At 30.6% G+C, this 22928-nt stretch carries 16 protein-coding genes; 4 read left to right on the top strand and 12 right to left on the bottom strand.

Features of this window, described 5'->3' with window-relative positions:
* Positions 1–100 precede the first annotated feature (100 nt).
* The 6 genes from CLV86_RS13685 to gcvT form a co-directional block, all read right to left on the bottom strand.
* Complete coding sequence (locus CLV86_RS13685) at positions 101–1135, bottom strand: hypothetical protein (RefSeq protein WP_121053169.1); 1035 nt, start codon at positions 1133–1135, stop codon at positions 101–103.
* On the bottom strand, positions 1135–3186 hold the full coding sequence (locus tag CLV86_RS13680; protein WP_170148551.1) for a S41 family peptidase: 2052 nt from the start codon (positions 3184–3186) through the stop codon (positions 1135–1137). Before CLV86_RS13680 ends, CLV86_RS13685 begins: the two co-directional genes overlap by 1 nt.
* A 55-nt stretch (positions 3187–3241) precedes the next feature.
* The gene (locus CLV86_RS13675; RefSeq protein ID WP_121053165.1) at positions 3242–3535 is read right to left on the bottom strand and encodes a 4a-hydroxytetrahydrobiopterin dehydratase; all 294 of its coding nucleotides are present in this window, start codon (positions 3533–3535) and stop codon (positions 3242–3244) included.
* Positions 3536–3644: 109 nt separating this feature from the next.
* Positions 3645–4478 carry a sugar nucleotide-binding protein gene (locus CLV86_RS13670; RefSeq protein WP_121053163.1) on the bottom strand — a complete coding sequence of 278 codons (834 nt, stop codon included), beginning with the start codon at positions 4476–4478 and terminating at the stop codon, positions 3645–3647.
* A gap of 15 nt (positions 4479–4493) precedes the next feature.
* Positions 4494–5408, bottom strand: a complete 915-nt coding sequence (locus CLV86_RS13665; protein ID WP_121053161.1) for a glutaminase — start codon at positions 5406–5408, stop codon at positions 4494–4496.
* 8 nt (positions 5409–5416) lie between these two features.
* Positions 5417–6487, bottom strand: coding sequence for a glycine cleavage system aminomethyltransferase GcvT (gene gcvT / locus CLV86_RS13660; protein ID WP_076732817.1), 1071 nt, complete (start codon positions 6485–6487; stop codon positions 5417–5419).
* 228 nt (positions 6488–6715) lie between these two features.
* On the opposite strand from gcvT, the gene CLV86_RS13655 reads away from it, so the two are divergent.
* Positions 6716–7360 carry an SDR family oxidoreductase gene (locus CLV86_RS13655; protein ID WP_121053159.1) on the top strand — a complete coding sequence of 215 codons (645 nt, stop codon included), beginning with the start codon at positions 6716–6718 and terminating at the stop codon, positions 7358–7360.
* Positions 7361–7450: 90 nt separating this feature from the next.
* On the opposite strand, the gene thrC is transcribed toward CLV86_RS13655, so the two are convergent.
* The 3 genes from thrC to thrA all read right to left on the bottom strand — a co-directional run bounded on the left by thrC (position 7451) and on the right by thrA (position 12211).
* Positions 7451–8743 carry a threonine synthase gene (gene thrC, locus CLV86_RS13650; protein WP_121053157.1) on the bottom strand — a complete coding sequence of 431 codons (1293 nt, stop codon included), beginning with the start codon at positions 8741–8743 and terminating at the stop codon, positions 7451–7453.
* 32 nt (positions 8744–8775) lie between these two features.
* The gene (locus CLV86_RS13645) at positions 8776–9696 is read right to left on the bottom strand and encodes a homoserine kinase (RefSeq protein ID WP_121053155.1); all 921 of its coding nucleotides are present in this window, start codon (positions 9694–9696) and stop codon (positions 8776–8778) included.
* A gap of 70 nt (positions 9697–9766) precedes the next feature.
* Complete coding sequence (gene thrA / locus CLV86_RS13640; RefSeq protein WP_121053153.1) at positions 9767–12211, bottom strand: bifunctional aspartate kinase/homoserine dehydrogenase I; 2445 nt, start codon at positions 12209–12211, stop codon at positions 9767–9769.
* A gap of 367 nt (positions 12212–12578) precedes the next feature.
* Between thrA and CLV86_RS13635 the strand changes: the two genes are divergently transcribed.
* Positions 12579–14126: an NAD(P)H-hydrate dehydratase gene (locus CLV86_RS13635; RefSeq protein ID WP_121053151.1), complete on the top strand. Its 1548-nt coding sequence runs from the start codon at positions 12579–12581 to the stop codon at positions 14124–14126.
* A gap of 73 nt (positions 14127–14199) precedes the next feature.
* Here CLV86_RS13635 and CLV86_RS13630 read toward each other — a convergent pair whose 3' ends face one another.
* Complete coding sequence (locus tag CLV86_RS13630; RefSeq protein ID WP_121053149.1) at positions 14200–15258, bottom strand: TlpA family protein disulfide reductase; 1059 nt, start codon at positions 15256–15258, stop codon at positions 14200–14202.
* Positions 15259–15379: 121 nt separating this feature from the next.
* On the opposite strand from CLV86_RS13630, the gene hutH reads away from it, so the two are divergent.
* Entirely contained in the window at positions 15380–16906 is a 1527-nt protein-coding gene (hutH, locus tag CLV86_RS13625) for a histidine ammonia-lyase (RefSeq protein ID WP_121053147.1), read from the top strand.
* On the opposite strand, the gene CLV86_RS13620 is transcribed toward hutH, so the two are convergent.
* Positions 16903–17283, bottom strand: a complete 381-nt coding sequence (locus CLV86_RS13620; RefSeq protein WP_121053145.1) for a hypothetical protein — start codon at positions 17281–17283, stop codon at positions 16903–16905. The two genes, hutH and CLV86_RS13620, sit on opposite strands and share 4 nt — an antisense overlap.
* Positions 17284–17372: 89 nt before the next feature.
* Complete coding sequence (locus tag CLV86_RS13615; protein WP_121053143.1) at positions 17373–19925, bottom strand: ATP-dependent Clp protease ATP-binding subunit; 2553 nt, start codon at positions 19923–19925, stop codon at positions 17373–17375.
* Positions 19926–20356: 431 nt separating this feature from the next.
* On the opposite strand from CLV86_RS13615, the gene gyrA reads away from it, so the two are divergent.
* Positions 20357–22909: a DNA gyrase subunit A gene (gene gyrA, locus CLV86_RS13610; RefSeq protein WP_121053141.1), complete on the top strand. Its 2553-nt coding sequence runs from the start codon at positions 20357–20359 to the stop codon at positions 22907–22909.
* Positions 22910–22928: the final 19 nt, after the last annotated feature.

The raw sequence follows: 22928 nt of genomic DNA, 5'->3' as shown, positions 1-22928 counted from the left end.
AATTATTGTTAATTAGTTTTATTGCAATTAAGCAGTTACACAAATTTAAAAAAAATGTTTACGTACAAAAACGTTTGTAGCTAAACTATTTTGTATAATTTTAATCGTTAGGTACGTGTCTAGCTAAAAATTTAGATTTAGCTTCTTCCATTTTAATAAGTACTTTTTGCCTATTACTATTTAAGGCTGAATTTACTTTGTTGTAATTATTTCCAGCTTTATTAATTTCTTTTATTTTTTTATTGTAGGCATCTATTTGGTCTTTAGTACGCTTGTTTTCTGGTGTTTTGTCTATTGCGGTTTTAATGGTTTCAAAATCTTCTTTTAGAATTAAGAAATCTGCAATAATTGGAATTTTATTTTCAGATTCTTCAATAAAAAAATTGAACACTGTTTTGTATGCTAGTATTAAACTTTTATCGTTTTTATATGGTTTTATTGTATCTAAAATTTTTAATCCTTCTTTGGCGGCTTGATTTAAAGCATTAGAGTTTTGTTGAATACCGCTTACGTCGCTTTTTTCTACAGCTTCCCATAAATAGACTTCGTTAATATAAACTTTAAAGAAAGTTAGGTATAGTGCGTTAGAATGGTCGAAGACTTGGTTTGAAATCTCCATTTTTTTTCCCAAATCGTTCTCACTTTCAATAATGTTTATTTTATTTTTATTTGCAAAGGCGTATAGGTTTTTCTCGTATTCAATTTGAGATTGCATCATCTTTTCGTCTGCCAATTCTTGAGCCAATATATACGCTTCCATTAAATCGTAAGACTGTTCTGCAACTGCTTTCATGTCAATAATATCTGCATATTCTTTTTTTAATAAGCTTTCATTTAAACGCATGTGTTTAAGCACATTGTTTTTATAGGTGTCGCCATCAAAACCATTTGCTTTTTCAATTTTTGCAATGGCACGCTCTACAGTTTTTATTAAAACTTCTCTTTTTTTAGCTATGCTTTTATCACTTTTACTATGCGCAATTGCTTTTGTGTATTTCCAAGTGTTTTTAGTAACTGTTTTTTGTTCTTTTCCAATAAATTCTAGATAATCTACAGCTGTGTTAAAGCTTTGTGCATTTGTAAAAAAAGAGATAAAAAGAAAGAATGCAATAATTATTTTAGATAAAATGTTCATTAATTAGGAGTTGTTAAGTTTTTTAAAATATGTTTGGCTTCATTTATATATATATCTTGCGACAGTGTTTTTAAAACAGTATCATTCTGTTCTTTATCGTCGCTGTTATATTTTAAAAGCTCGGTTGTAGATTTAGTATTTAAAATTTTAAATAGAGCTGGTTGGGTGTCTTGTGCTTCAAAAATAAAATCTAAAGTTGCTTGTCTACGTTTTTTTTCTTCAAAAACATCATTTAAAGTAAGCTTATATTTTATTCCTCTTTTGTATAATAAATTATAAAAGGCTTTATTTATTTCTGATATTTTTTTGAAATTTTCATCGTTTAATATACGCGTTTTACTACTATTTGCAGCAATGTTTGTATTTATCTTTGTAAATGGTACATGCTTTAAACTAACGTTAGTTGTAGTATTTTGTAGAGCATGTGGTTTATTACTCTCTGCAGTATTAAAATTATCGTATAATGATGGTAATTTAATATCCGGAATAACTCCAACGGCTTGATGGCTTTCTCCTGTAATTCTATAGAAAGCTTGTATTGTTAATTTTGCGAAGCCTAAAGAGCTATCTTCTATAGATAGAGGTAAGATAGTTTGTGCGCTAGATTTGCCGTACGTTTTTGAGCCTACAATAATTGCTCGATTGTAATCTTGCATAGCCGCAGCAAAAAGCTCTGATGCAGATGCACTATAATCGTTTACTAAAATTACAATTGGTTTGCTATAAAAGCTACCACGTTTATGGTCTTTAATTGTAAAATTTTCTCCATTTTTAGATTTTATAATAGCTACAGGTCCGCGGTCTATAAACATTCCAGAAAGTTCTATGGCTTCTTGCATAGAACCGCCGCCATTAAATCGTAAATCTAAAATTAAACCTTCTATATTTTCTTTTTGAAGCTTGTATAGCTCCTTTGCTATATCTGCAGTTAGTCCACGACCGTTTGGAGATTCGAAATTTGTATAAAAGCTTGGTATCTTAATGTAGCCATAATTAGATACATCGTTAATAAGGTAACCTCTAATGGCATTATCTTCAACTTTAATATTGCTTTTTGTAAGCTTTATATCTTGTAGTGTTCCGTTTTTCTTTTTAATAGAAAAAGTAAGTGTTTTGTGTTCTTCTTTATTAAGATATAAAATAATATCTTCATTAGATACGCAATGTATTCTAAATATAGATTTACCATTAGAAATGGATTGTATAATATCGTCTTCTTCAAATTTACCATTTTCAAAAGCAGCACTACCAGGAATAATATTTGCAACAACAATGTCTCCATTATCATTTTTTGTTGTTATAATTCCAAAAGATAGTTGATTTTTAGAGAGTTTGTTTTGGTAGGTTAGTTTCTGTGTAGAGTTAAAAAATGAAGAATTAGGATCGTTTACCTTTACATAAGCATTTAAAAAAGCGTGTTTTACAAAAGTATTTATGCCTCCGTCTTTATTTAATAATTCGTTTAAAAGGCAGATTTCATTTTCTATAATAATGTTTTTTGCTATTTTTTCTAAACTATTAAAATTCTTTTTTAAGGTTTCAATATCACTATTTTCGTCTAATAATTTAGTTATTATGCGATAGCTAATACGTTTTTTAAGTCCATTGTTTAAAGCAGTTTCGTCCTTATAAAAAGTGTAGAATTTTTCTGGTGTATGTTGTAGTGTTAATGTTCCAGAATAATCTAAAGGTATATTTTTTAAAGCTTCAAGCTTTGTAATGTTTAACTTTATATTATGTTCTAAGACAGAAATATATTTATCTATAAATTGACAATTTCCATTTTCTATATAGTTGTCTAGTTTAAATTCGTCTACATTAAAATTGGTAATATCACTTTTTAAAAAATAATCTTTGTCGGCGTCCATTTCTTTAAGAAACAACTTGTAAATATGTTTAGAAGTTGTATCGTTTAGTGTTTTTGGAGCAAAATGCTTAGACTCTATAGTAGATTTAAGAGCTGTAACTTGTTTACAAAATAGCGTGTTTTCTTGGCAGTAACTACAAACTGAAATGCATAACAGTAGTGAAATAAAAAGATGTCTAATCATTAAGGGCATTAAATAGTCTGGTAAAATACAAAAAAAGTTAGTACAACCTTAAGTTTTACTCTTCTTCTTCTTCAACAATGCCTTCAATTGCAAGTGCTAGCTTAATATCTTTTAATGTTACGCCTCCAGCATCGTGAGTAGATAGTTTTATATTTAACACATTGTAAGTGTTTGCCCAATCTGGATGATGGTTTAAAGCTTCGCACTCAAACGCAATACGGCTCATAGCACTAAAGCAATCTTTAAAATTTTTGAACTCGTACTCTGTATGGATAGCATGGTCTGCATAATTCCATTCTGGCAACTTTTCTAGATGTTTTTCTATTTCTATTGTTGTAAGTTTCTCCATAATAATTTGAAAGTTTTTATGATGATTTAATAGTATTATCTAAAAATAAGAATACTATTGTTTAATAAAGAAACTATAACATGTTTTATTAAAAAACGAGTAATAAAAACTATACTGCTAATTCTTTAAAAATCTCCGAACTATCTAGTTGTAAGTGTTTGGGTAATTTATTGTTTTTTGGAAGTACTGCTAGATAACGCTCTTCGTTTGTAGTATATACGTTTTTAAATAGAGGTTTAATGGTACTTATGGTTTCAATAATTTCTTTTATAAAATCGTCATGATGAACTAGGTCATTACTTCCTAAATGAAAAACACCATATTTGTTTCTGTTTATTATATAATGAATTTGTTGTGTTACTTTAGTGTCTGTTGTAACATTCATTACCAGATTTGGAAACACTTCAATTGGTAAACCTTCTTTTAAAAAAGCTTTAATTTCCTTAATTCTTGGTGATTGTGCACCAAAAACCATTGGTAATCTTATTATTACAATTTGCTTTTTAGGCATTCGTAATAATAAGTTTTCAATTTTAATTTTAAAATGGCCGTACATACTATGGCTTAAAGTTTTATCAAGTTCATAACTTGGGAATTTACTATAAGCATCGAAAACATTGGCGGAAGATAAGTATATAAGTTTAGCATTATAAGCTATAATATATTCGCTTATATGTGCATGAGCAATTACTTGAGCCGAAAAGTTACCGCGTAATGCCGAAACAATAATTGTAGGTTTTACAATATCAAGAATTTCAAAAATATCATCTTCCTCTACATTATATTGAAAATAATGTTGGTTTTTATCAAAACCATAATTATCTGTTCTATAAGTACCATAAGTTCTAAAGTAGGAGCAGAGTTCTTTGTAAATGGCTTCGCCAATAAAACCGCTTGCACCTAAAATTAAAATTCTGTGTTTTTTGTCTATTTCTTGCTTCATTTAATATTATAAATATTAAAAGATAGAACGGTTTGTTTTAGTAGTAAATTGCTCTAACGCTTGCATTCCTATTAAAGAATTTCCTTTAGGGTTTAAACCAGGAGACCACGTTACAATTACAAAATCATCTGGAAGTAGCGCTACAATACCACCGCCAACTCCACTTTTTCCAGGTAAACCAACTTCAAAAGCAAATTCTCCTGCTTCATCATAAAAACCACAAGTAAGCATGATTGCATTAATTCTTTTAACCTGACTTAAAGTAATGTGGGCTACATTATTTATACATTTTCCTCGGTTTGAAAACATATAAAATGCATTTGCTATTTGAGAACAATTCATCTCTAAAGCACATTGATGAAAATAAAAATCTAATACAACTTCAACATCGTTATTTAAGTTGTTATATGCTTTTAAAAGGTTAGCTGCAGCGTAATTATTATATCCTGTAAGTTTTTCGGATTTAGCAACTTTTAAATTATAATTAATAGTTTGATCTCCAGAGATGTCTCTTACATAATTTAAAAAATCCTGTTTAGGATTATTTAATCGAGATACTAAAATATCTGCAACAACTATAGCTCCAGCATTAATTAATGGGTTTCTAGGTATTCCATTTTCGTGCTCTAGTAAAGATAGATGATTAAATGGATCGCCTGATGGTTCAACATCTACACGTTCCCAAATTTTTTTGTCCTCGAAAGCTATGGCTTTAGAGAGGGCTAAAACTTTAGAAATACTTTGTATAGAAAAAGGTTTATCCCAATCTCCAACATGATAACTGTTACCGTTTAGATGCTTTAAATAAATGCCAAAACTTTCTTTTTTCTGTTTTGCCAATTCGGGAATATAATCTGCCACAACACCTTTGTCTGTGGCAGATTTTAAGTTGTTATATATTGTATTAATTACATTTTGAAAATCAGTCATACATTTTATTATCCTTTATAAAAAGGTAATTTAACTACCGTTGCAGGTACTGCTTTTTTACGAATTTGAATGTTAATTTTACTATTTACATCTGTAAATACCATTGGTACATAACCTAAACCAATTCCTTTTCCAAGCATTGGAGACATTGTTCCAGACGTTACTTCGCCTATTTTTTGACCTTGTCCGTCTACTATATCATAACCTTGTCTTGGAATGCCACGCTCGTCTAACTCAAAAGCAACTAATTTTCGTTCTACACCTTTACGTTTCTGCTCTTCTAAAGCATCAGAATTTGTAAAATCCTTAGTGAATTTTGTTATCCAACCTAAACCAGCTTCTAATGGAGATGTAGTATCGTCTATATCGTTTCCATATAAGCAATATCCCATTTCTAAACGTAAGGTGTCACGAGCTGCTAGACCTATTGGTTTAGCGCCAGCATTAATAACTTTATCCCAAATTTGTTTTACTTCGTTGTTTTTACAGTAAATTTCAAATCCTCCACTTCCTGTATATCCAGTTGCAGAAATAATTACATTATCGATACCAGCAAAATCTCCAACTACAAAGTTGTAAAATTTAATTTCGGCTAAATCATGACTTGATAATGCTTGCATTTTTTCTACTGCATTAGGGCCTTGTATTGCTAAAAGAGAGTAGTCTTCGCTTAAATCTCTCATTTCTGCACCAACATCGTTTTTTGAAGAAATCCAATTCCAGTCTTTTTCAATATTACTAGCATTTACAACTAATAAATATGTTTCTTCTTTTATTTTGTATATAATTAAATCGTCAACAATCCCACCATCGTCATTTGGTAAGCATGAGTATTGTGCTTTACCTACAGTTAATTTTGAGGCATCATTACTAGATACTTTTTGAATTAAAGCTAATGCATTTGGACCTTCTATTAAAAACTCTCCCATATGCGATACATCAAAAACACCGCAATCTTTTCTTACTGCTTCGTGTTCTATATTTACGCCATCGTATTGTACTGGCATGTTGTAGCCTGCAAAAGGTACCATTTTAGCGTTTAATGCTTCGTGTGTTGCTGTTAGTGCTGTGTTTTTCATGTAAAATATATTTTTGCTTTCGCATAAGCGAAACGTCTTTTTTTTTCGAAAACAAAAGTATTGAAAATTATTGAGTTGGTTTTAATGTGATTTAGTTTAAAATTTTAAGTTGTGTTATTTAATTTCAAGTTTGTTTTTTTTTCATAAAAGTATATTAAAGTGATACTAAACTTAAGTTAAACAACTTTAAATCTTATGAGTTAGCTTATTATATTCTTAAATTTAGGAATGGAAAATATTTTAGTAGCAGGTGCAAATGGTACCACAGGAAAAAAAATAGTAAATCTTTTAAATGAATCTCAATATTTTAACCCAATTGCAATGGTTAGAAAAGAAGAGCAGCAAGCTTATTTTAAAGCAAAACAAATTGATACTGTATTAGGTGATTTGGAAAAAGATATTTCTCATGTCTTTAAAGGTAATGTAGATAAAGTTTTATTTGCAGCAGGCTCTGGAGGGAAAAAAGTAGTAGAAGTTGATCAAGAAGGAGCAAAGCGATTGGTTGATGAGTCTAACAAAAATAACATTAAAAAGTTTGTAATGTTAAGTTCGATGGGAGCAGGCCAACCAGAAAATGCCGAGGAATTAAAAGAGTATTTAAAAGCAAAGCATAATGCAGATGAATACTTAAAATCTAGCGGCTTAAATTTTAGTATTGTTAGACCAGGAAGTTTAACTAACGATGAGCTTACAAATAAGATTGAGTTAGAAGAAAAATTGAATAAAAGAGGAGAAATTAGCAGAAACGATGTAGCACAAACTTTAGTGAGTGTTCTAAATGATGATGTAGCTAATAATACTACTTTTGAAATAATTAAAGGCGATACTTTAATTGGAGAAGCTTTAAATAAAGTCTCTGCTGTATCAGCATAATTTCAAAAAGAAATTAATATAAAAAAACAGCTACTTAATTAGGTAGCTGTTTTTTTTATATTTAAAATTGAAAATCTCTTTTGAATATGCTTATTTTAATAAGAAATTTTTTAATTCCTTGTAACTACTAATTTTTGTAGCTTCTTTTGTTTTACCCATAACTGCTTGTATTTGTTTTGGTAATGGTTGTTTTTCCTCTATAACTTCTTCAACAACGTCTAAGAATTTTGTAGGATGCGCAGTTTCTAAAAACACACAATGCGTATTAGGGTTATTTTTTAAATAAGCTTTGCAACCTAAATAGCCAACTGCTCCATGAGGATCTGCGACATAGTCGTATTTATCATAAATCTCTTTTAAAGCAGCCTTGGTTTCTTCATCGCTAAAGCTGTAAGAAGACAGGTTGTTTTTTAAAGAAGTAAACTCTTTTTTATAAATTTCTTGAATACGTATAAAATTACTTGGATTTCCTACGTCCATGGCATTACTAATAGTTTGTACAGATGGTTTTGGTATGTATTCTTCGGTTTGTAAATAATTGGTTACTACATTATTCTCGTTATTACTAGCTATAAAATGCTTAATTGGTAAACCTAATTGTTGCGCCATCATTCCTGCACAAACATTACCAAAATTGCCACTTGGCACAGAAAATACAATGTCTTTATTTGTTTTATGCAATTGCTTGTAAGCAAACATAAAATAAAAAAGCTGTGGTAACCATCGTGCAACGTTAATAGAATTAGCAGAGGTTAATTGCATTTTATTTGTTAGTTCTTTATCTAAAAAAGCACGTTTAACCATATCTTGGCAATCATCAAAAACACCATCTACTTCCAATGCTTTTATATTTTGCCCAAGTGTTGTTAATTGTTTTTCTTGTATTTCGCTAACTTTTCCGCTAGGATATAAAATAACAACATTAACACCTTTTACACCTAAAAAACCATTTGCAACAGCACCACCAGTATCTCCAGAGGTTGCTACTAAAACTGTAACTTCGTTAGTGTTTTCTTTATTAAAATAGCCTAAGCAACGTGCCATAAATCGTGCTCCAACATCTTTAAATGCCATTGTAGGACCATGAAATAATTCTAAAGTAGAAATATTATCGTTGAGTTTAACTATAGGAAAATCGAACGCTAAAGTTTCTTCTACAATTGTTTTTAATACGTCTTCTGGAATTTCCGGACTAACAAATTGTTTAATAGCTTCGAAAGCAATTTCAGAATGAGATAAATTATCAATATTATCGAAAAACGATTGTGGTAATGGTGTTATAGTTTCTGGAAAATATAAACCTTTATCTGGCGCCAATCCTTTTATAACTGCATCTTTAAATGTTGTATTTGGTGCTTTATGATTTAGACTATAGTAATTCATATATTGTTTTTAATATTTATGCTAATAGGAAATTATAGTATTTTAATTCCATCTGCATTAATTTTAGAAGTAAATGTGTAAAATTCAATTTCTGTTTTACTATAAACTTCTTGTATTGCTTTTTCTACTTTTTTTGCTGTTTCTAAACTTTCTGATAATGAAAATATTGAAGGTCCCGAACCCGATATGCCGCATCCTAAAGCGCCATTGTTTAGAGCTGCCTCTTTTACATCGTTGTAATGTGGAATTAACTTGCTTCTGTAAGGTTCTACAATAACATCTTGTAAAGAGTCTCCTAATAAATGATAATCGGTTGTATGTAAGGCGTGGACTAAACTACCAAGGTTAGACCATTGTGTAATGGCATTTTCCATTGGTATGCTTTTTGGCAAAATATCTCTAGCTTCAGAAGTTTTTACTTCAATTTGAGGATGTATTAATGTTGCATATAAATTTGTAGGAGTAGGTAGCTCTAAAATTTTTAAAGGATGATTGCTTTTTACTAATGTAAAGCCACCAAAAATGCCTGGTGCAATATTATCTGCGTGTTCACTACCACTAGCAACAGCTTCTCCTTTCATTGCGAATGTAGAAAGTTGTGTTTTAGAGTAAGGTTTGCCTAATAGTTCGTTTATTGCAAAAACAACTCCAGATGCACTAGCCGAACTACTACCAATGCCACTTCCAGGTTTAATTTTTTTATAAATTTCTATTTCGAATCCACACTCTGGTTTTGCGTCATTATAAATAGCTAAAGCCGCAACACCTGCAACATTTTTTTTAGTTTCAAGTGGTAAATTAAAACCTTCAATTTTAGTAATTATAATACCTTTTTCTTGAGTTTTTTTAATTACCATTTCATCTCCAACAGTGTCTAAGCAAAAACCTAGAACATCAAATCCGCAAGAAACATTTGCTACAGTTGCTGGTGAGAATATTTTTATTTCGTTCATAATTCTATAGAAAAAGAAATTAGAAAGAGTGATAATTACTTTTACTCTCTATTATTTATTTTTAATTTTTTTATTTGCTTCCTACTTTAATAATATCTGCAAACAATCCAGAGGCAGTTACATCTGCACCAGCTCCAGCACCTTTTACAATTAAAGGTTGTTCTGGATAGCGTTCTGTATAAAACATAACAATATTATCTTTTCCTTCAAGATTATAAAACGGATGACCTTCTGGAATTTCACGTAAACCAACTTTTGCTTTGCCGTTTTTAAATTCGGCTACATACTTTAACTGGCAATTTTTTTCTTTAGCAGAAGCATACAGTTCTTGAAAATGGGCTTCGTCTTTTATAAGTGTTTTATAAAAATCGTCTACTGTATCACTTTCTATATTTGCTTTTGTTAAAAACGAATCGTTTTCTATAGCTTCAATTTCCATTACTTCACCATTTTCGCGAGCAAGAATTAATATTTTTCTAGCTACATCTATACCGCTTAAATCTATTCTAGGATCTGGTTCAGTATAACCTTCAAACTGCGCGCGTTTTACAATATCATGAAAATTTGTACGATCGCTAAAATTGTTAAAAACAAAGTTTAAGCTACCAGATAATACCGCTTGAATGCTTGTAACCTTGTCTCCAGAAGTAACTAAATTACTTAATGTGTTAATTATTGGTAAACCTGCACCAACATTTGTTTCGTATAAAAATGGTGTGTTATATTTAAGCGATAAATCTTGTAAATGTTTGTAGTTTTGGTATGTACTAGAACACGCAATTTTACTACATGCAACTACAGCAATACTATTTTTTAAATAGTGCTCGTACATTTTTGATACGTCTTCATTTGCAGTAATATCTACAAAAATACTGTTGCGTAAATTGAGTGCTTTTACTTTTTCTAGAAAACCATTTAAACTAGATTTATCTGCATAATGAAACTTAGAAGCCCAGTTGGCTAAATCTATACCTTCAGCATTAAAAACCATTTTTTTAGAATTTGAAAGTCCAACAATTCTAAGGTCTAGCTTTAAGTTCTTTTTTAAATAATTACGCTGCTGGTGAATTTGGTCAATTAATTTTTCTCCAACATTACCAATACCTGTAATAAATACATTAAGTTGTTTAATATTATTTTCAAAAAAGCGTTCATGTATAGTATTTAATGCCTTTTCAACATCCTTTTCTGAAATTACAGCAGATATATTTCTTTCTGAAGCGCCTTGAGCAATAGCTCTAATATTAATGTTATTTTTTCCTAAAGCACTAAACATTTTACCACTAATACCTTGATGACTTTTCATGTTATCACCAACTAAAGCAATAATAGATAAGTTGTTTTCTACTTGAATAGGATCAATTTTATGTTTAGAAATTTCATATTCAAAAGCTAGATTAATTGCTCTTTCTGCTTGAACAGTATCATGTTTAGAAATTCCGAAACATATAGAATGTTCTGATGATGCTTGAGTAATTAAAATAATATTAATTTTTTCTTGAGATAAGGTTTCAAATAAACGTTTAGAAAAACCTGGTACACCTACCATGCCATTACCTTGTAATGTTAGTAATGAAATGTCATTAATATTAGTAATTCCCGTAGCTGTAGAAGATTTTGTATTCCCATCGTTAGAAATTACTGTACCAACATCGTTTGGTTTAAGCGTGTTTTTTATATGAATAGGAATATTTAAATCTAAAACAGGCTGCACCGTTGGAGGATATAAAACTTTTGCACCAAAATGCGACAATTCCATAGCTTCGTGATAGCTAATACGTTCTATTGGGTAAGCTTGTTTTACAAGTTTTGGATTTGTAGTAAACATACCACTAACATCTGTCCAGATTTCTAATTTTTCAACCTTTAAAGCAGCAGAAATAATAGCTGCTGTATAGTCAGATCCGCCACGACCAAGTGTAGTAATTTCTCCTAATTCGGATTTAGAAATAAAACCAGGAAGTATTGTAATGTCTTGTGTAGCATCATTAAAATAATCATTAATGTTTTTATTTGTAGGCTCAAACTTAACTTCAGCTTTTGTAAAGTTAGAATTGGTAACTATAAGTTGCTGTGTGTTTTTTCTAATGGCATTATTTCCTTTATATTTTAAGGTTTCGGCTATAATATAAGAAGATAATAATTCTCCAAAACTAACTAGCCTATCCGATGTTTGTGGTGATAATTCTTTAATTAAAAAGATACCATCTAACAGATTTTTTAGACTCTTTAATTTTTCTTCTAAAACTTTTATAATTTTAGAATTATTATTAGGGATAAGCGTTTCTAAAATTGTAATATGTTTTGCTTTAATTGCTTTATATTCAGTTTTATAACTCTTGTCACTGTTTTTTGCTAAGCTACCTGCACTAAGTAATTTGTCTGTTATGCCTCCAACAGCAGAAACCACACAAATTACTTTATCCTGTTTAGAATAATCTTCTAAAATAGTAATAACTTTATTTATGTTTTTTGATGAACCTACAGATGTTCCTCCAAATTTTAGTACTTGCATTTGCGAAAAATTTATTTTGTATTAACTTTTTAGGTTGAGTAGTATTTTGCTACTATTTTTGATGCGGAAGTAAAATATTAAATACCCAAAAGGGTAATAATATTTGTAATTGTAAAAATAAACATAACGAAACATGCTTCTAAGATAGAAGCAGATTTTAAAGTTGAAATTAATGTTTTGTTATACATTTTTACTGTGAAATACTTAGTAAATGTATTACTTTTACACTAATAACAAAACTAATTAGTGATTTTTATATTATTCTGAATAATAGTCACTTTAATTTTTAAAATGAAAGCATAATTGCTTTAGAACTGAATAATCTTGAAAGTTATATTTTATCTTTCAACACGACCTACAAATAAATATGAAAATATTCTCTAAAGAACAAATTTACGAAGGCGATAGGCTAACTCAAGAAAAACAACAAATTTCCTCAACAGATTTAATGGAACGAGCAGGAAGCCAAATTTTTAATTGGTTGCATACAAGAATGCAAGGTGCTCAAGTACCAATACATGTTTTTTGTGGTATTGGTAATAATGGTGGAGACGGTTTAGTAGTTGCAAGACATTTAATTACACACGGTTACAATGTAAACACCTATGTAGTAAACTGTAGCGATAAACGTTCTAAAGATTTTTTAATTAATTACGATCGTATAAAAAATGTAACTAAAAAATGGCCAACATTATTAAGTTGTGAGGATGATTTTAGCGATATAAATATTGAAGAAAAAGATATTATAGTTGATGCTGTTTTTGGAATTGGATTAAATCGTCCTGTAGATGCTTGGGTAAAAAGCTTATTTAACTTTTTTAGAAGCACAAAAGCCTTTACATTATCTATAGATTTACCATCAGGGTTACCATCAGATAGAGGAGTGGAAGACCCAGAAGCAGTTGTTAATGCTGGTTATACATTAAGTTTTCAAACTCCAAAAATGGTATTCTTTTTACCTGAAACTGCAAAATATACTGTGCAATGGGAAGTATTAGATATTGGTATTGATCCAGAATATTTATTTACAACCCAAACCGAAGCTAATTTAATTGGTAAAAACGAAGTCTTGCCAATATATAAACCTCGCGAGAAATATAGCCATAAAGGTACTTTTGGCCATGGTTTAATTGTGGGAGGAAGTTATGGGAAAATTGGAGCAGTAACATTGGCAAGTCGTTCAGTTTTGGCAGTTGGAGCAGGAAAGGTAACAGCATATACGCCAAAATGTGGATATATACCGTTGCAAACAGCTTTTCCGGAAGCTATGGTAATTACAGATGCAGATGAAGAAAAACTTACTAAAATAGATTTTTCAATAGATCCAACAGTTATTGGTATAGGCGTTGGTTTAGGAACAGATAGTAAAACAATAACAGCTTTTGAGAATTTTTTAAAAGCAAATAAAAAACCATTAGTAATAGATGCAGATGGTTTAAATATTTTAGCAAAAAAGAAAGCGCTATTAAAATTATTACCAGAGTTAACTATTTTAACACCACACCCAAAAGAATTAGAAAGACTTATTGGTTCTTGGAAAGATGATTTTGATAAATTAAATAAAACAAAAGCTTTTGCTAAAAAGTATAAAGTAATTGTTGTTATAAAAGGAGCAAATACTATTACTGTTTTTAACGATAAATTATATGTTAATGCAACTGGTAATCCAGGATTAGCTACAGCTGGAACAGGAGATGTTTTAACAGGAATAATTACAGGATTAATTGCGCAAGGTTATGATGCTTTACAAGCAACACTTTTTGGTGTGTATTTGCATGGTAAAAGTGCCGATATTTTAATAGAAGAATTTGGCTACCAAAGTATTATTGCTAGCAATGTAATAGATGGTATAAGTTTAGCGTATTTAGATTTGTTTAAACAACCCGAACAGCCACAAGTAGAACAAGAAGGATAAGAAAAACTTTTACTATAAAGCATAAAAAAAACCGAGTTTAAAACTCGGTTTTTTTTATATTAATTTTAGAAAACTATATATTTTCCAAACCATTTAACACTTCTCTTAATTTTGGGCTAGAAGGTCTTGGAGCATCTGCATTTACAACGTTTCCTGCAGGATCTATTAAAATAAATCTAGGAATACCGTTAATTTTAAAACCTTGAACAAACTCTGATTTCCATCCATTATCCGAAATAATTTGAATACCACCTAATTCTTTTTCAGCAATCATTTTTTTCCAACCTTCGTGAGCCAATTTAGCAGATTCTTCTCTTGTATCAGCTTTGTAACCACGACCATCATCTACAGAAACACTTACAAATTCTATATTTTTATCATGAAAATCTTTTTCAATTTCTTTTAAAGAAGGAATTTCACGAATACAAGGTCCGCACCATGTAGCCCAAACATCTATATAAACGTATTTACCTTTTAAGTCTTCTAAAGAAGTTTTACCACCTTTAGCGTTTTCAAAATCAAAACTTGGAGCAGGTTTTCCAATAAAAGATGCAAACTGAGCAGCTCTTGCTTGTTGTTGTTTATAAAAGCCTGTAATGCCTGGTTTAAATTGAACTATTTCGATTTTTTCTCTAGCTAAAAGTGTAGAATCTAAATTTTTAGAATTTTTCTCTAAAAAGTCACTCATTTCTTTTTCTAGTTCTACAACTTTAGCGTTAAATTCTACTTCTTCTAAGTCGAAAAGGCTTGGTTCAACTAAATTTTCTTGCATTATAGCTTTTTTAGATAAGTAGTTGTTAGACTCAGCTCCATTACCTGTAAATTTTAGAGACTCATCAAACTCTTTAGTATCTAATGTAAGATTTAAATCGTATCCATTTTTTAAAAATATATTTGTAGACTCATTTCCGTCATGAAAAATATAACTCCCAGTTTTAACTTTTAACGTGTCGCTAAATGTACCATCTTCATTTAATTTAATGGTTTTAGAAAATGTTCTACCTTGTACTACAAATAAAGAATCACTGTTTTTATTTTCTATTTTACCAGATAATGTTACATAATCTTTTGGTGCCTCTTCTTTACAGGCAACCACTGCTAATATAGATAAAGCTAATACTATTTTTTTCATTTTTATTAAGTGTTAAATTTTTATCAAAAGTATGAGTTTTAAAGGGATTCTCATAAATTATTAATATTATTTGCATAATAATTAACATTTGTTCATTTTTGATGGACTATAAATTAACTAAATGAACGCATTCCATTATATATCTTCAGATAGATTAGACATTGTAACTATCTATAATATTTTTAAAGAAAATAAAAAACTAAAATTATCTGAAGAATCAATTCAGAAAATAGAAAACTGTAAAACCTATTTAAATAAAAAGTTAGACGAAGCTGATAAACCTTTTTATGGAATAAATACTGGTTTTGGATCTTTATATAATGTAGAAATTTCTAAGGCCGATTTAACAAAGTTACAAGAGAATTTAGTAATGTCTCATGCTTGTGGAACAGGAGAACGTGTTCCAGAAAGTGTAGTAAAAGTAATGTTACTTTTAAAAATACAGTCTCTTAGTTATGGACATAGTGGTGTACAGTTAGCTACAGTAATGCGTTTAATTGATTTTTTTAATAACGATGTTTTTCCGTTTGTGTTTACACAAGGTTCTTTAGGCGCATCTGGAGATTTAGCACCATTAGCACATTTGGCATTACCGCTAATTGGTAAAGGTAAAGTTGTGCACAATAAAGAAGAGGTTAATGCAAGTGCAATACTTAAAAAGTTTAATTGGGAACCTATTAAATTAGAGGCTAAAGAAGGTTTGGCTTTATTAAATGGAACTCAATTTATGAGTGCTTATGGAGTATATTTACTGCTGTTGTCTCATAAAACATCTTATATAGCAGATGTTGTGGCTAGTATTTCTTTAGATGCTTTTGATGGTAGAATAGAGCCTTTTCATGATTTAGTACACCAAGTTCGTCCTCATCCTGGACAATTAAAGGTTGCAAGACGTTTTAACGAGTTTTTAAAAGGTAGTGAAATTATAACAAGAGAAAAGAAACATGTACAAGACCCATATTCTTTTAGGTGTATACCACAAGTACATGGTGCTACAAAAGATACTTTAGATTTTGTTGAACGTGTAATTTTAACCGAAATAAATTCGGTTACCGATAATCCAAATATATTTCCAGAAGAAGATTTAATTATTTCTGGAGGAAATTTTCATGGTCAACCATTAGCTTTGGCTTTGGATTATTTAAAAATTGCAATGGCAGAAATTGGTAATATTTCTGAGCGTCGTGTGTTTCAATTAGTATCTGGGTTAAGAGATTTGCCTGCGTTTTTAGTAGATAATCCTGGTTTAAATTCTGGTTTTATGATTCCGCAATATACGGCAGCAAGTATAGTTAGTGCTAATAAGCAACTAGCAACACCTGCAAGTGTAGATAGTATTGTTTCTAGTAATGGCCAAGAAGATCATGTAAGTATGGGAGCAAATGCAGCAACTCAAGCTTATAGGTTAATAAGAAATGTAGAGCGTGTTGTTGCTATTGAACTTATGAATGCGAGTCAAGCTTTAGCATTTAGAGCGCCATTAAAAACATCTCCTTTTTTAGAGTCTTTTTTAGATATTTATAGAAAAGAAGTTCCATTTGTTGAAAAAGATAGAGTTCTACACAATGACATTGAAGCGTCAATAGCTTTTTTAGATGAACTAGATATTGAGATAGAAGAGTTGTTTTTAAATAATTACGGAATTTAATTTTTTTTCATTTTTTTGTAAAGCTCATTTGCCCAATTTTTTGCATCTTCAAGATTGCTAAATATTTCAAAAGGCTTATTAAAAAAAAGTTTTTCAATTTCAGCATTACTAACAGCCATTCCGTTTTCCGATACAACGGCAAGGCCAATAATGTTTTTTATTTTGTTTGTTTCATAATAAACAGAAGGATTGACACTATAAGAATTTTTTCTATTAGATATATAAACTACACCTTTGTCTTTATAGAATTTGTCTACAATATCTACTAGTAATTGGTTGTGTTCTTTGGTAACAATTACTCCTTGGTCTATTTCCATAATTATATAGTTATCAAATATGCTAACATAGCCTATGTCTATATTTATAATTTTGGTCATTAGTCTTGGTAAATACTTTTTTTAAAGATAAAAAAAAGAGGTTAACTAAACGTTATGTTAGTTAACCTCAATATTAAAATTATTATTTTTTATGATTTTGTAGGCTTTTCGGCCTTTTCTATATTAATAGTAATTTCGTTTGTTTTATCATCTAAATCCATAACAATTTTATCTCCTTCGGTTACTTTAGAAGTTATAATTTCTTCGGCTAAAGCATCTTCTACATATTTTTGAATAGCTCTTTTTAAAGGTCTTGCACCATATTGCTTATCGAAACCTTTTTCTGCTACATAATCTTTTGCAACATCTGTAAGTTGTAAGTGGTATCCTAAACCTTTAATTCTAAATAATAATTTCTCTAATTCGATATCAATAATTTTATGAATATCTTCTTTTTCTAAAGCATTGAATACAACAACATCGTCAATTCTGTTTAGAAATTCTGGCGCAAAAGATTTCTTTAATGCATTTTGAATTACGGCACGGGCATTAGCATCTTCCTGAGATTTTTGAGAAGCAGTACCAAAACCAATTCCTGTTCCAAAATCTTTAAGTTTTCTAGCACCAATATTAGAAGTCATAATAATTATGGTGTTTCTAAAATCAATTTTTCTACCTAAAGAGTCTGTTAAATAACCATCGTCTAAAACTTGTAATAGCATATTAAACACATCCGGATGTGCTTTTTCTATTTCATCTAATAAAACAACAGCATAAGGTTTGCGTCTTACTTTCTCAGTAAGTTGTCCACCTTCTTCGTAACCTACATATCCTGGAGGTGCACCAACTAAACGAGAGATAGCAAATTTTTCCATGTACTCACTCATGTCTATTCTAATAAGTGATTCTTCACTATCAAATAACTCACGAGATAATACTTTCGCTAATTGAGTTTTACCTACACCTGTTTGTCCTAAAAATATAAATGAACCAATTGGTTTATTTGGGTCTTTAAGTCCGGCACGGTTTCTCTGTATAGCTTTTACCACCTTTTTAACAGCTTCGTCTTGACCAATAACTTTTCCGTTTATAAGTTCTGGTAATTCTGCTAGCTTATTACTTTCGGTTTGTGCAATTCTATTTACAGGAACTCCTGTCATCATAGAAATAACATCTGCAACATTGTCTTCAGATACAATTTCTTTATGTTGTTTAGTATCTTCTTCCCATTTTTCTTGGGCAACTGTTAATTCTTTTTCTAGGCGTTTTTCATCATCACGTAAACGTGCCGCTTCTTCATATTTCTGTTTTTTAACAACAGAGTTTTTTGTTTCTTTTACCTCTTCAAGCTTTTTTTCTAACTCAATAATTTGTTTAGGCACATCGATATTTGTAATATGAACTCGCGATCCAGCTTCGTCTAAAGCGTCTATAGCTTTGTCTGGAAGAAAACGCTCGGTCATGTATCTATTTGTTAATTTTACACAAGCTTCAATAGCTTCTTGAGTATATTCAACATTGTGGTGTTCTTCGTATTTACCTTTAATATTATTAAGTATTTCTATAGTTTCATCTACGGTTGTAGGTTCTACTATTACTTTTTGAAAACGACGTTCTAAAGCACCGTCTTTTTCAATGTATTGTCTGTACTCATCTAAAGTTGTAGCACCAATACATTGTATTTCTCCTCTTGCTAAGGCAGGTTTAAACATGTTTGAAGCATCAAGACTACCAGTTGCTCCACCAGCACCTACAATGGTGTGAATTTCGTCTATAAACAAAATGACATCATCGTTTTTTTCAAGCTCGTTCATTACGGCTTTCATACGTTCTTCAAACTGTCCACGGTATTTTGTTCCAGCTACTAGGCTTGCTAAATCTAAAGTTACCACACGTTTGTTAAATAAAATACGTGAGACTTTACGTTTTACAATTCTATTCGCTAAACCTTCGGCAATAGCACTTTTACCAACACCAGGTTCACCAATTAGTAATGGGTTGTTTTTCTTTCTACGAGATAGAATTTGAGATACACGCTCAATTTCTTTTTCACGTCCAACAACTGGATCTAGTTTGCCTTCTTCTGCCATAGCAGTAAGATCTCGGCCAAAATTATCTAAAACAGGAGTTTTAGATTTTTTGTTGCTTTTACCAGTTGGAGTATTAAATATATCTTTAGAGGCATCGCCATCGTTGCTTTTAGAGCTGTCGTCTGGAAAAGACTCTGCTGTTGGCTCTATATAGTTATTATCGTCGTTTGTTATCATAGACTTAAATTGTTCTTTAACATTGTCGTAATCCACTTTAAGCTTGTTTAAAAGCTTAGTAGTAGGATCGTTTTCATTTCTTAAAATACATAGCAATAAATGCGCTGTGTTAATAGATGTGCTTTGAAATAATTTTGCTTCTAAAAATGTTGTTTTTAAAGCACGTTCTGCTTGCCTAGTTAGGTGCAAGTTTTTTTTATCGTTAGAGGTGATGGCAACATTGGGATTTGCAGGGCTTAAAATTTCTACTTTACGTCGTAAATGATTTAAGTCTATATCTAAAGCATTTAAAATATTAATGGCTTTCCCATTACCGTCTCTTAATAAACCAAGCATAAGATGTTCTGTTCCAATAAAATCATGGCCCAATCTAAGGGCTTCTTCTTTACTGTAAGCAATTACATCTTTTACTCTTGGTGAAAAATTATCATCCATATTGTTGTTCCTTTCGTCAATAAATTTAGTGAATCATAATATCAATGGCAAAAACTATTCCTTAAATTGTTTTTTAGATAAAATGACATACCATTTCATTTAAGCTAATCGTAAAATTTATAAATATTTTCTTTCTAAATGTATATAATATAGAAATAGCAGAGCTTACGTTGCGGTTTCTATTTTTAGTAAAAAAAGAAAAAAAAGACGTTAAATTAAGTCAATCTTTAGCACGAGATAGTATTATATGCTAATAGACAAAAAAAAGTTTATAAAATCAAAACAATTAACAAGATAGTTATTAACGAAAAAGGATGTTAAAATTGTTAATAAAAACTCTCAAAAAATAGGGATAAAGTCTTACTATGACTAATGAAAGTTTTATATTAGCGCGTTACGAAATATTATAAAAATTAAATTTAAGATTATATATGGCAGAAGGCGAAAAAGTGATTCCAATTAATATTGAAGATGAGATGAAATCGGCTTACATTGATTATTCAATGTCAGTTATTGTATCACGTGCTTTACCAGACGTAAGAGATGGTTTAAAACCAGTGCATAGACGTGTACTTTATGGTATGCATGAACTGGGTGTTAGAGCAAATAGTGCTCATAAAAAATCCGCTAGAATTGTAGGAGAGGTTTTAGGTAAGTATCATCCACACGGAGATACATCTGTTTACGATGCTATGGTACGTATGGCTCAAGAATGGAGTTTACGTTATATGCTTGTAGATGGACAAGGAAACTTTGGATCTGTTGATGGTGATAGTCCTGCAGCGATGCGTTATACAGAAGCAAGAATGCGTAAGATATCTGAAGATATGCTTGCAGATATTGATAAGGAAACTGTAGACCATCAATTAAATTTTGATGATACTCTTGAAGAACCAACAGTTTTACCAACAAGAATTCCAGGTTTACTTGTAAATGGAGCTTCTGGTATAGCAGTTGGTATGGCTACTAATATGCCACCTCACAACCTTACAGAAGTTGTAGATGGTACAATTGCTTACATCGATAATCATGATATTGAAATAGATGAGTTAATGCAACATATTAAAGCTCCAGATTTTCCAACAGGAGGTACTATTTATGGTTATGATGGAGTAAAGGAAGCTTTTCATACTGGACGTGGACGAATTGTCATGCGTGCTAATGCAAATATTGAAGAGGTACAAGGTAGAGAATGTGTTGTTGTAACCGAAATTCCTTACCAAGTTAATAAGGCAGACATGATTAAAAAAACTGCCGATTTAATAAACGATAAAAAATTAGAAGGAATCTCGACTATTAGAGATGAGTCTGATAGAAACGGAATGCGTATTGTTTACGTTTTAAAACGTGATGCAATACCAAACATTGTCTTAAATAAATTATTTAAGTATACAGCACTGCAATCCTCTTTTAGTGTAAATAATATTGCACTTGTAAAAGGTCGTCCGCAGTTATTAAACTTAAAAGAATTAATTCAATATTTTGTAGAGCACAGGCATGATGTAGTTGTACGTCGTACAACCTACGAACTTCGTAAAGCCGAAGAACGCGCACATATTTTAGAAGGTTTAATTATAGCTTCAGATAATATTGATGAAGTTATTAAAATTATTAGAGCATCGGCCAATGGTGATGAAGCAAGAAATAATTTAATAGAACGTTTTAAGTTATCCGAAATTCAAGCGAAAGCCATCGTAGAGATGCGTTTACGTCAATTAACAGGATTAGAACAAGATAAACTTCGTAATGAATACGAAGACATCATGAAAACTATCGAAGACCTTAAAGATATTCTTGCAAATAAAGAGCGTAGAATGACTATTATTAAGGAAGAATTAATAGTTGTTAGAGATAAATATGGAGATGAGCGTCGTTCTAAAATAGAGTATGCAGGTGGAGATTTAAGTATCGAAGATATGATTCCAGATGAGAAAGTAGTTATTACTATTTCTCATGCAGGTTATATTAAACGTACCTCTTTAACAGAATATAAAACACAAAATAGAGGAGGCGTTGGACAAAAAGCATCAACAACAAGAAACGAAGATTTCTTAGAACATTTATTTGTTGGTACAAATCACCAGTACATGCTGTTCTTTACACAAAAAGGAAAATGTTTCTGGATGCGTGTTTATGAAATTCCTGAAGGTAGTAAAACATCAAAAGGTAGAGCAATCCAAAACCTTATAAATATTGAACAAGACGATAAGGTTATGGCATTTATTTGTACTCAAGATTTAAAGGATGAAGATTACGTAAATAGTCATTATGTAATTATGGCAACTAAAAAAGGTCAAGTTAAAAAGACCTCTTTAGAGCAATATTCACGACCAAGAACAAATGGTATTAATGCCATTACTATTAAAGAAGATGATGAGTTACTAGAAGCTAAATTAACTACAGGAGAAAGCCAAGTTATGCTAGCATTAAAATCTGGTAAGGCTATTAGATTCGAAGAAGCAAAAACAAGACCAATGGGTCGTGGAGCTTCTGGAGTTCGAGGTATTCGCTTACAAGATGAAAAAACCGATGAGGTTATAGGTATGATTGCTGTAGACGATATGAATAGTAATATTCTTGTAGTATCAGAAAACGGTTATGGTAAGCGTTCAAGCTTAGAGGATTACCGTATTACCAATAGAGGAGGAAAAGGTGTTAAAACTATCTCTATTACAGAAAAAACAGGTAGTCTTGTATCTATTAAGAATGTAACAGATGAAGATGATTTAATGATTATCAATAAATCTGGTATAGCAATTAGAATGGCAGTTGCCGATTTAAGAGTTATGGGTAGAGCAACACAAGGAGTAAAATTAATTAACCTTAAAGGTAAAGATTCTATTGCAGCTGTTGCTAAAGTAATGCATGAAGAAGAAGACGTAGAACTAGATGACGATGGAAATGTAATAACTTCTAAAGGAGTTGTAAATACCGATGATTCCGAAAATGGCACGACTGTTGCTCCAAACAACGAAGAAGAATAAAAAATAAAAACCAATTCTT

The organism is Lacinutrix venerupis (assembly GCF_003663945.1).
In the GTDB taxonomy this organism is placed as follows: Bacteria; Bacteroidota; Bacteroidia; order Flavobacteriales; family Flavobacteriaceae; genus Lacinutrix; species Lacinutrix venerupis.
This window is presented reverse-complemented; position numbering and strand designations above follow the sequence as displayed.

What these genes read in the sequence shown, in the direction of transcription:
- CLV86_RS13685 (WP_121053169.1), bottom strand. Translation starts at nt 1,135, where the DNA reads ATGAACATTTTATCTAAAATAATTATTGCATTCTTTCTTTTTATCTCT.
- CLV86_RS13680 (WP_170148551.1), bottom strand. Translation starts at nt 3,186, where the DNA reads ATGATTAGACATCTTTTTATTTCACTACTGTTATGCATTTCAGTTTGT.
- CLV86_RS13675 (WP_121053165.1), bottom strand. Translation starts at nt 3,535, where the DNA reads ATGGAGAAACTTACAACAATAGAAATAGAAAAACATCTAGAAAAGTTG.
- CLV86_RS13670 (WP_121053163.1), bottom strand. Translation starts at nt 4,478, where the DNA reads ATGAAGCAAGAAATAGACAAAAAACACAGAATTTTAATTTTAGGTGCA.
- CLV86_RS13665 (WP_121053161.1), bottom strand. Translation starts at nt 5,408, where the DNA reads ATGACTGATTTTCAAAATGTAATTAATACAATATATAACAACTTAAAA.
- gcvT (WP_076732817.1), bottom strand. Translation starts at nt 6,487, where the DNA reads ATGAAAAACACAGCACTAACAGCAACACACGAAGCATTAAACGCTAAA.
- CLV86_RS13655 (WP_121053159.1), top strand. Translation starts at nt 6,716, where the DNA reads ATGGAAAATATTTTAGTAGCAGGTGCAAATGGTACCACAGGAAAAAAA.
- thrC (WP_121053157.1), bottom strand. Translation starts at nt 8,743, where the DNA reads ATGAATTACTATAGTCTAAATCATAAAGCACCAAATACAACATTTAAA.
- CLV86_RS13645 (WP_121053155.1), bottom strand. Translation starts at nt 9,696, where the DNA reads ATGAACGAAATAAAAATATTCTCACCAGCAACTGTAGCAAATGTTTCT.
- thrA (WP_121053153.1), bottom strand. Translation starts at nt 12,211, where the DNA reads ATGCAAGTACTAAAATTTGGAGGAACATCTGTAGGTTCATCAAAAAAC.
- CLV86_RS13635 (WP_121053151.1), top strand. Translation starts at nt 12,579, where the DNA reads ATGAAAATATTCTCTAAAGAACAAATTTACGAAGGCGATAGGCTAACT.
- CLV86_RS13630 (WP_121053149.1), bottom strand. Translation starts at nt 15,258, where the DNA reads ATGAAAAAAATAGTATTAGCTTTATCTATATTAGCAGTGGTTGCCTGT.
- hutH (WP_121053147.1), top strand. Translation starts at nt 15,380, where the DNA reads ATGAACGCATTCCATTATATATCTTCAGATAGATTAGACATTGTAACT.
- CLV86_RS13620 (WP_121053145.1), bottom strand. Translation starts at nt 17,283, where the DNA reads ATGACCAAAATTATAAATATAGACATAGGCTATGTTAGCATATTTGAT.
- CLV86_RS13615 (WP_121053143.1), bottom strand. Translation starts at nt 19,925, where the DNA reads ATGGATGATAATTTTTCACCAAGAGTAAAAGATGTAATTGCTTACAGT.
- gyrA (WP_121053141.1), top strand. Translation starts at nt 20,357, where the DNA reads ATGGCAGAAGGCGAAAAAGTGATTCCAATTAATATTGAAGATGAGATG.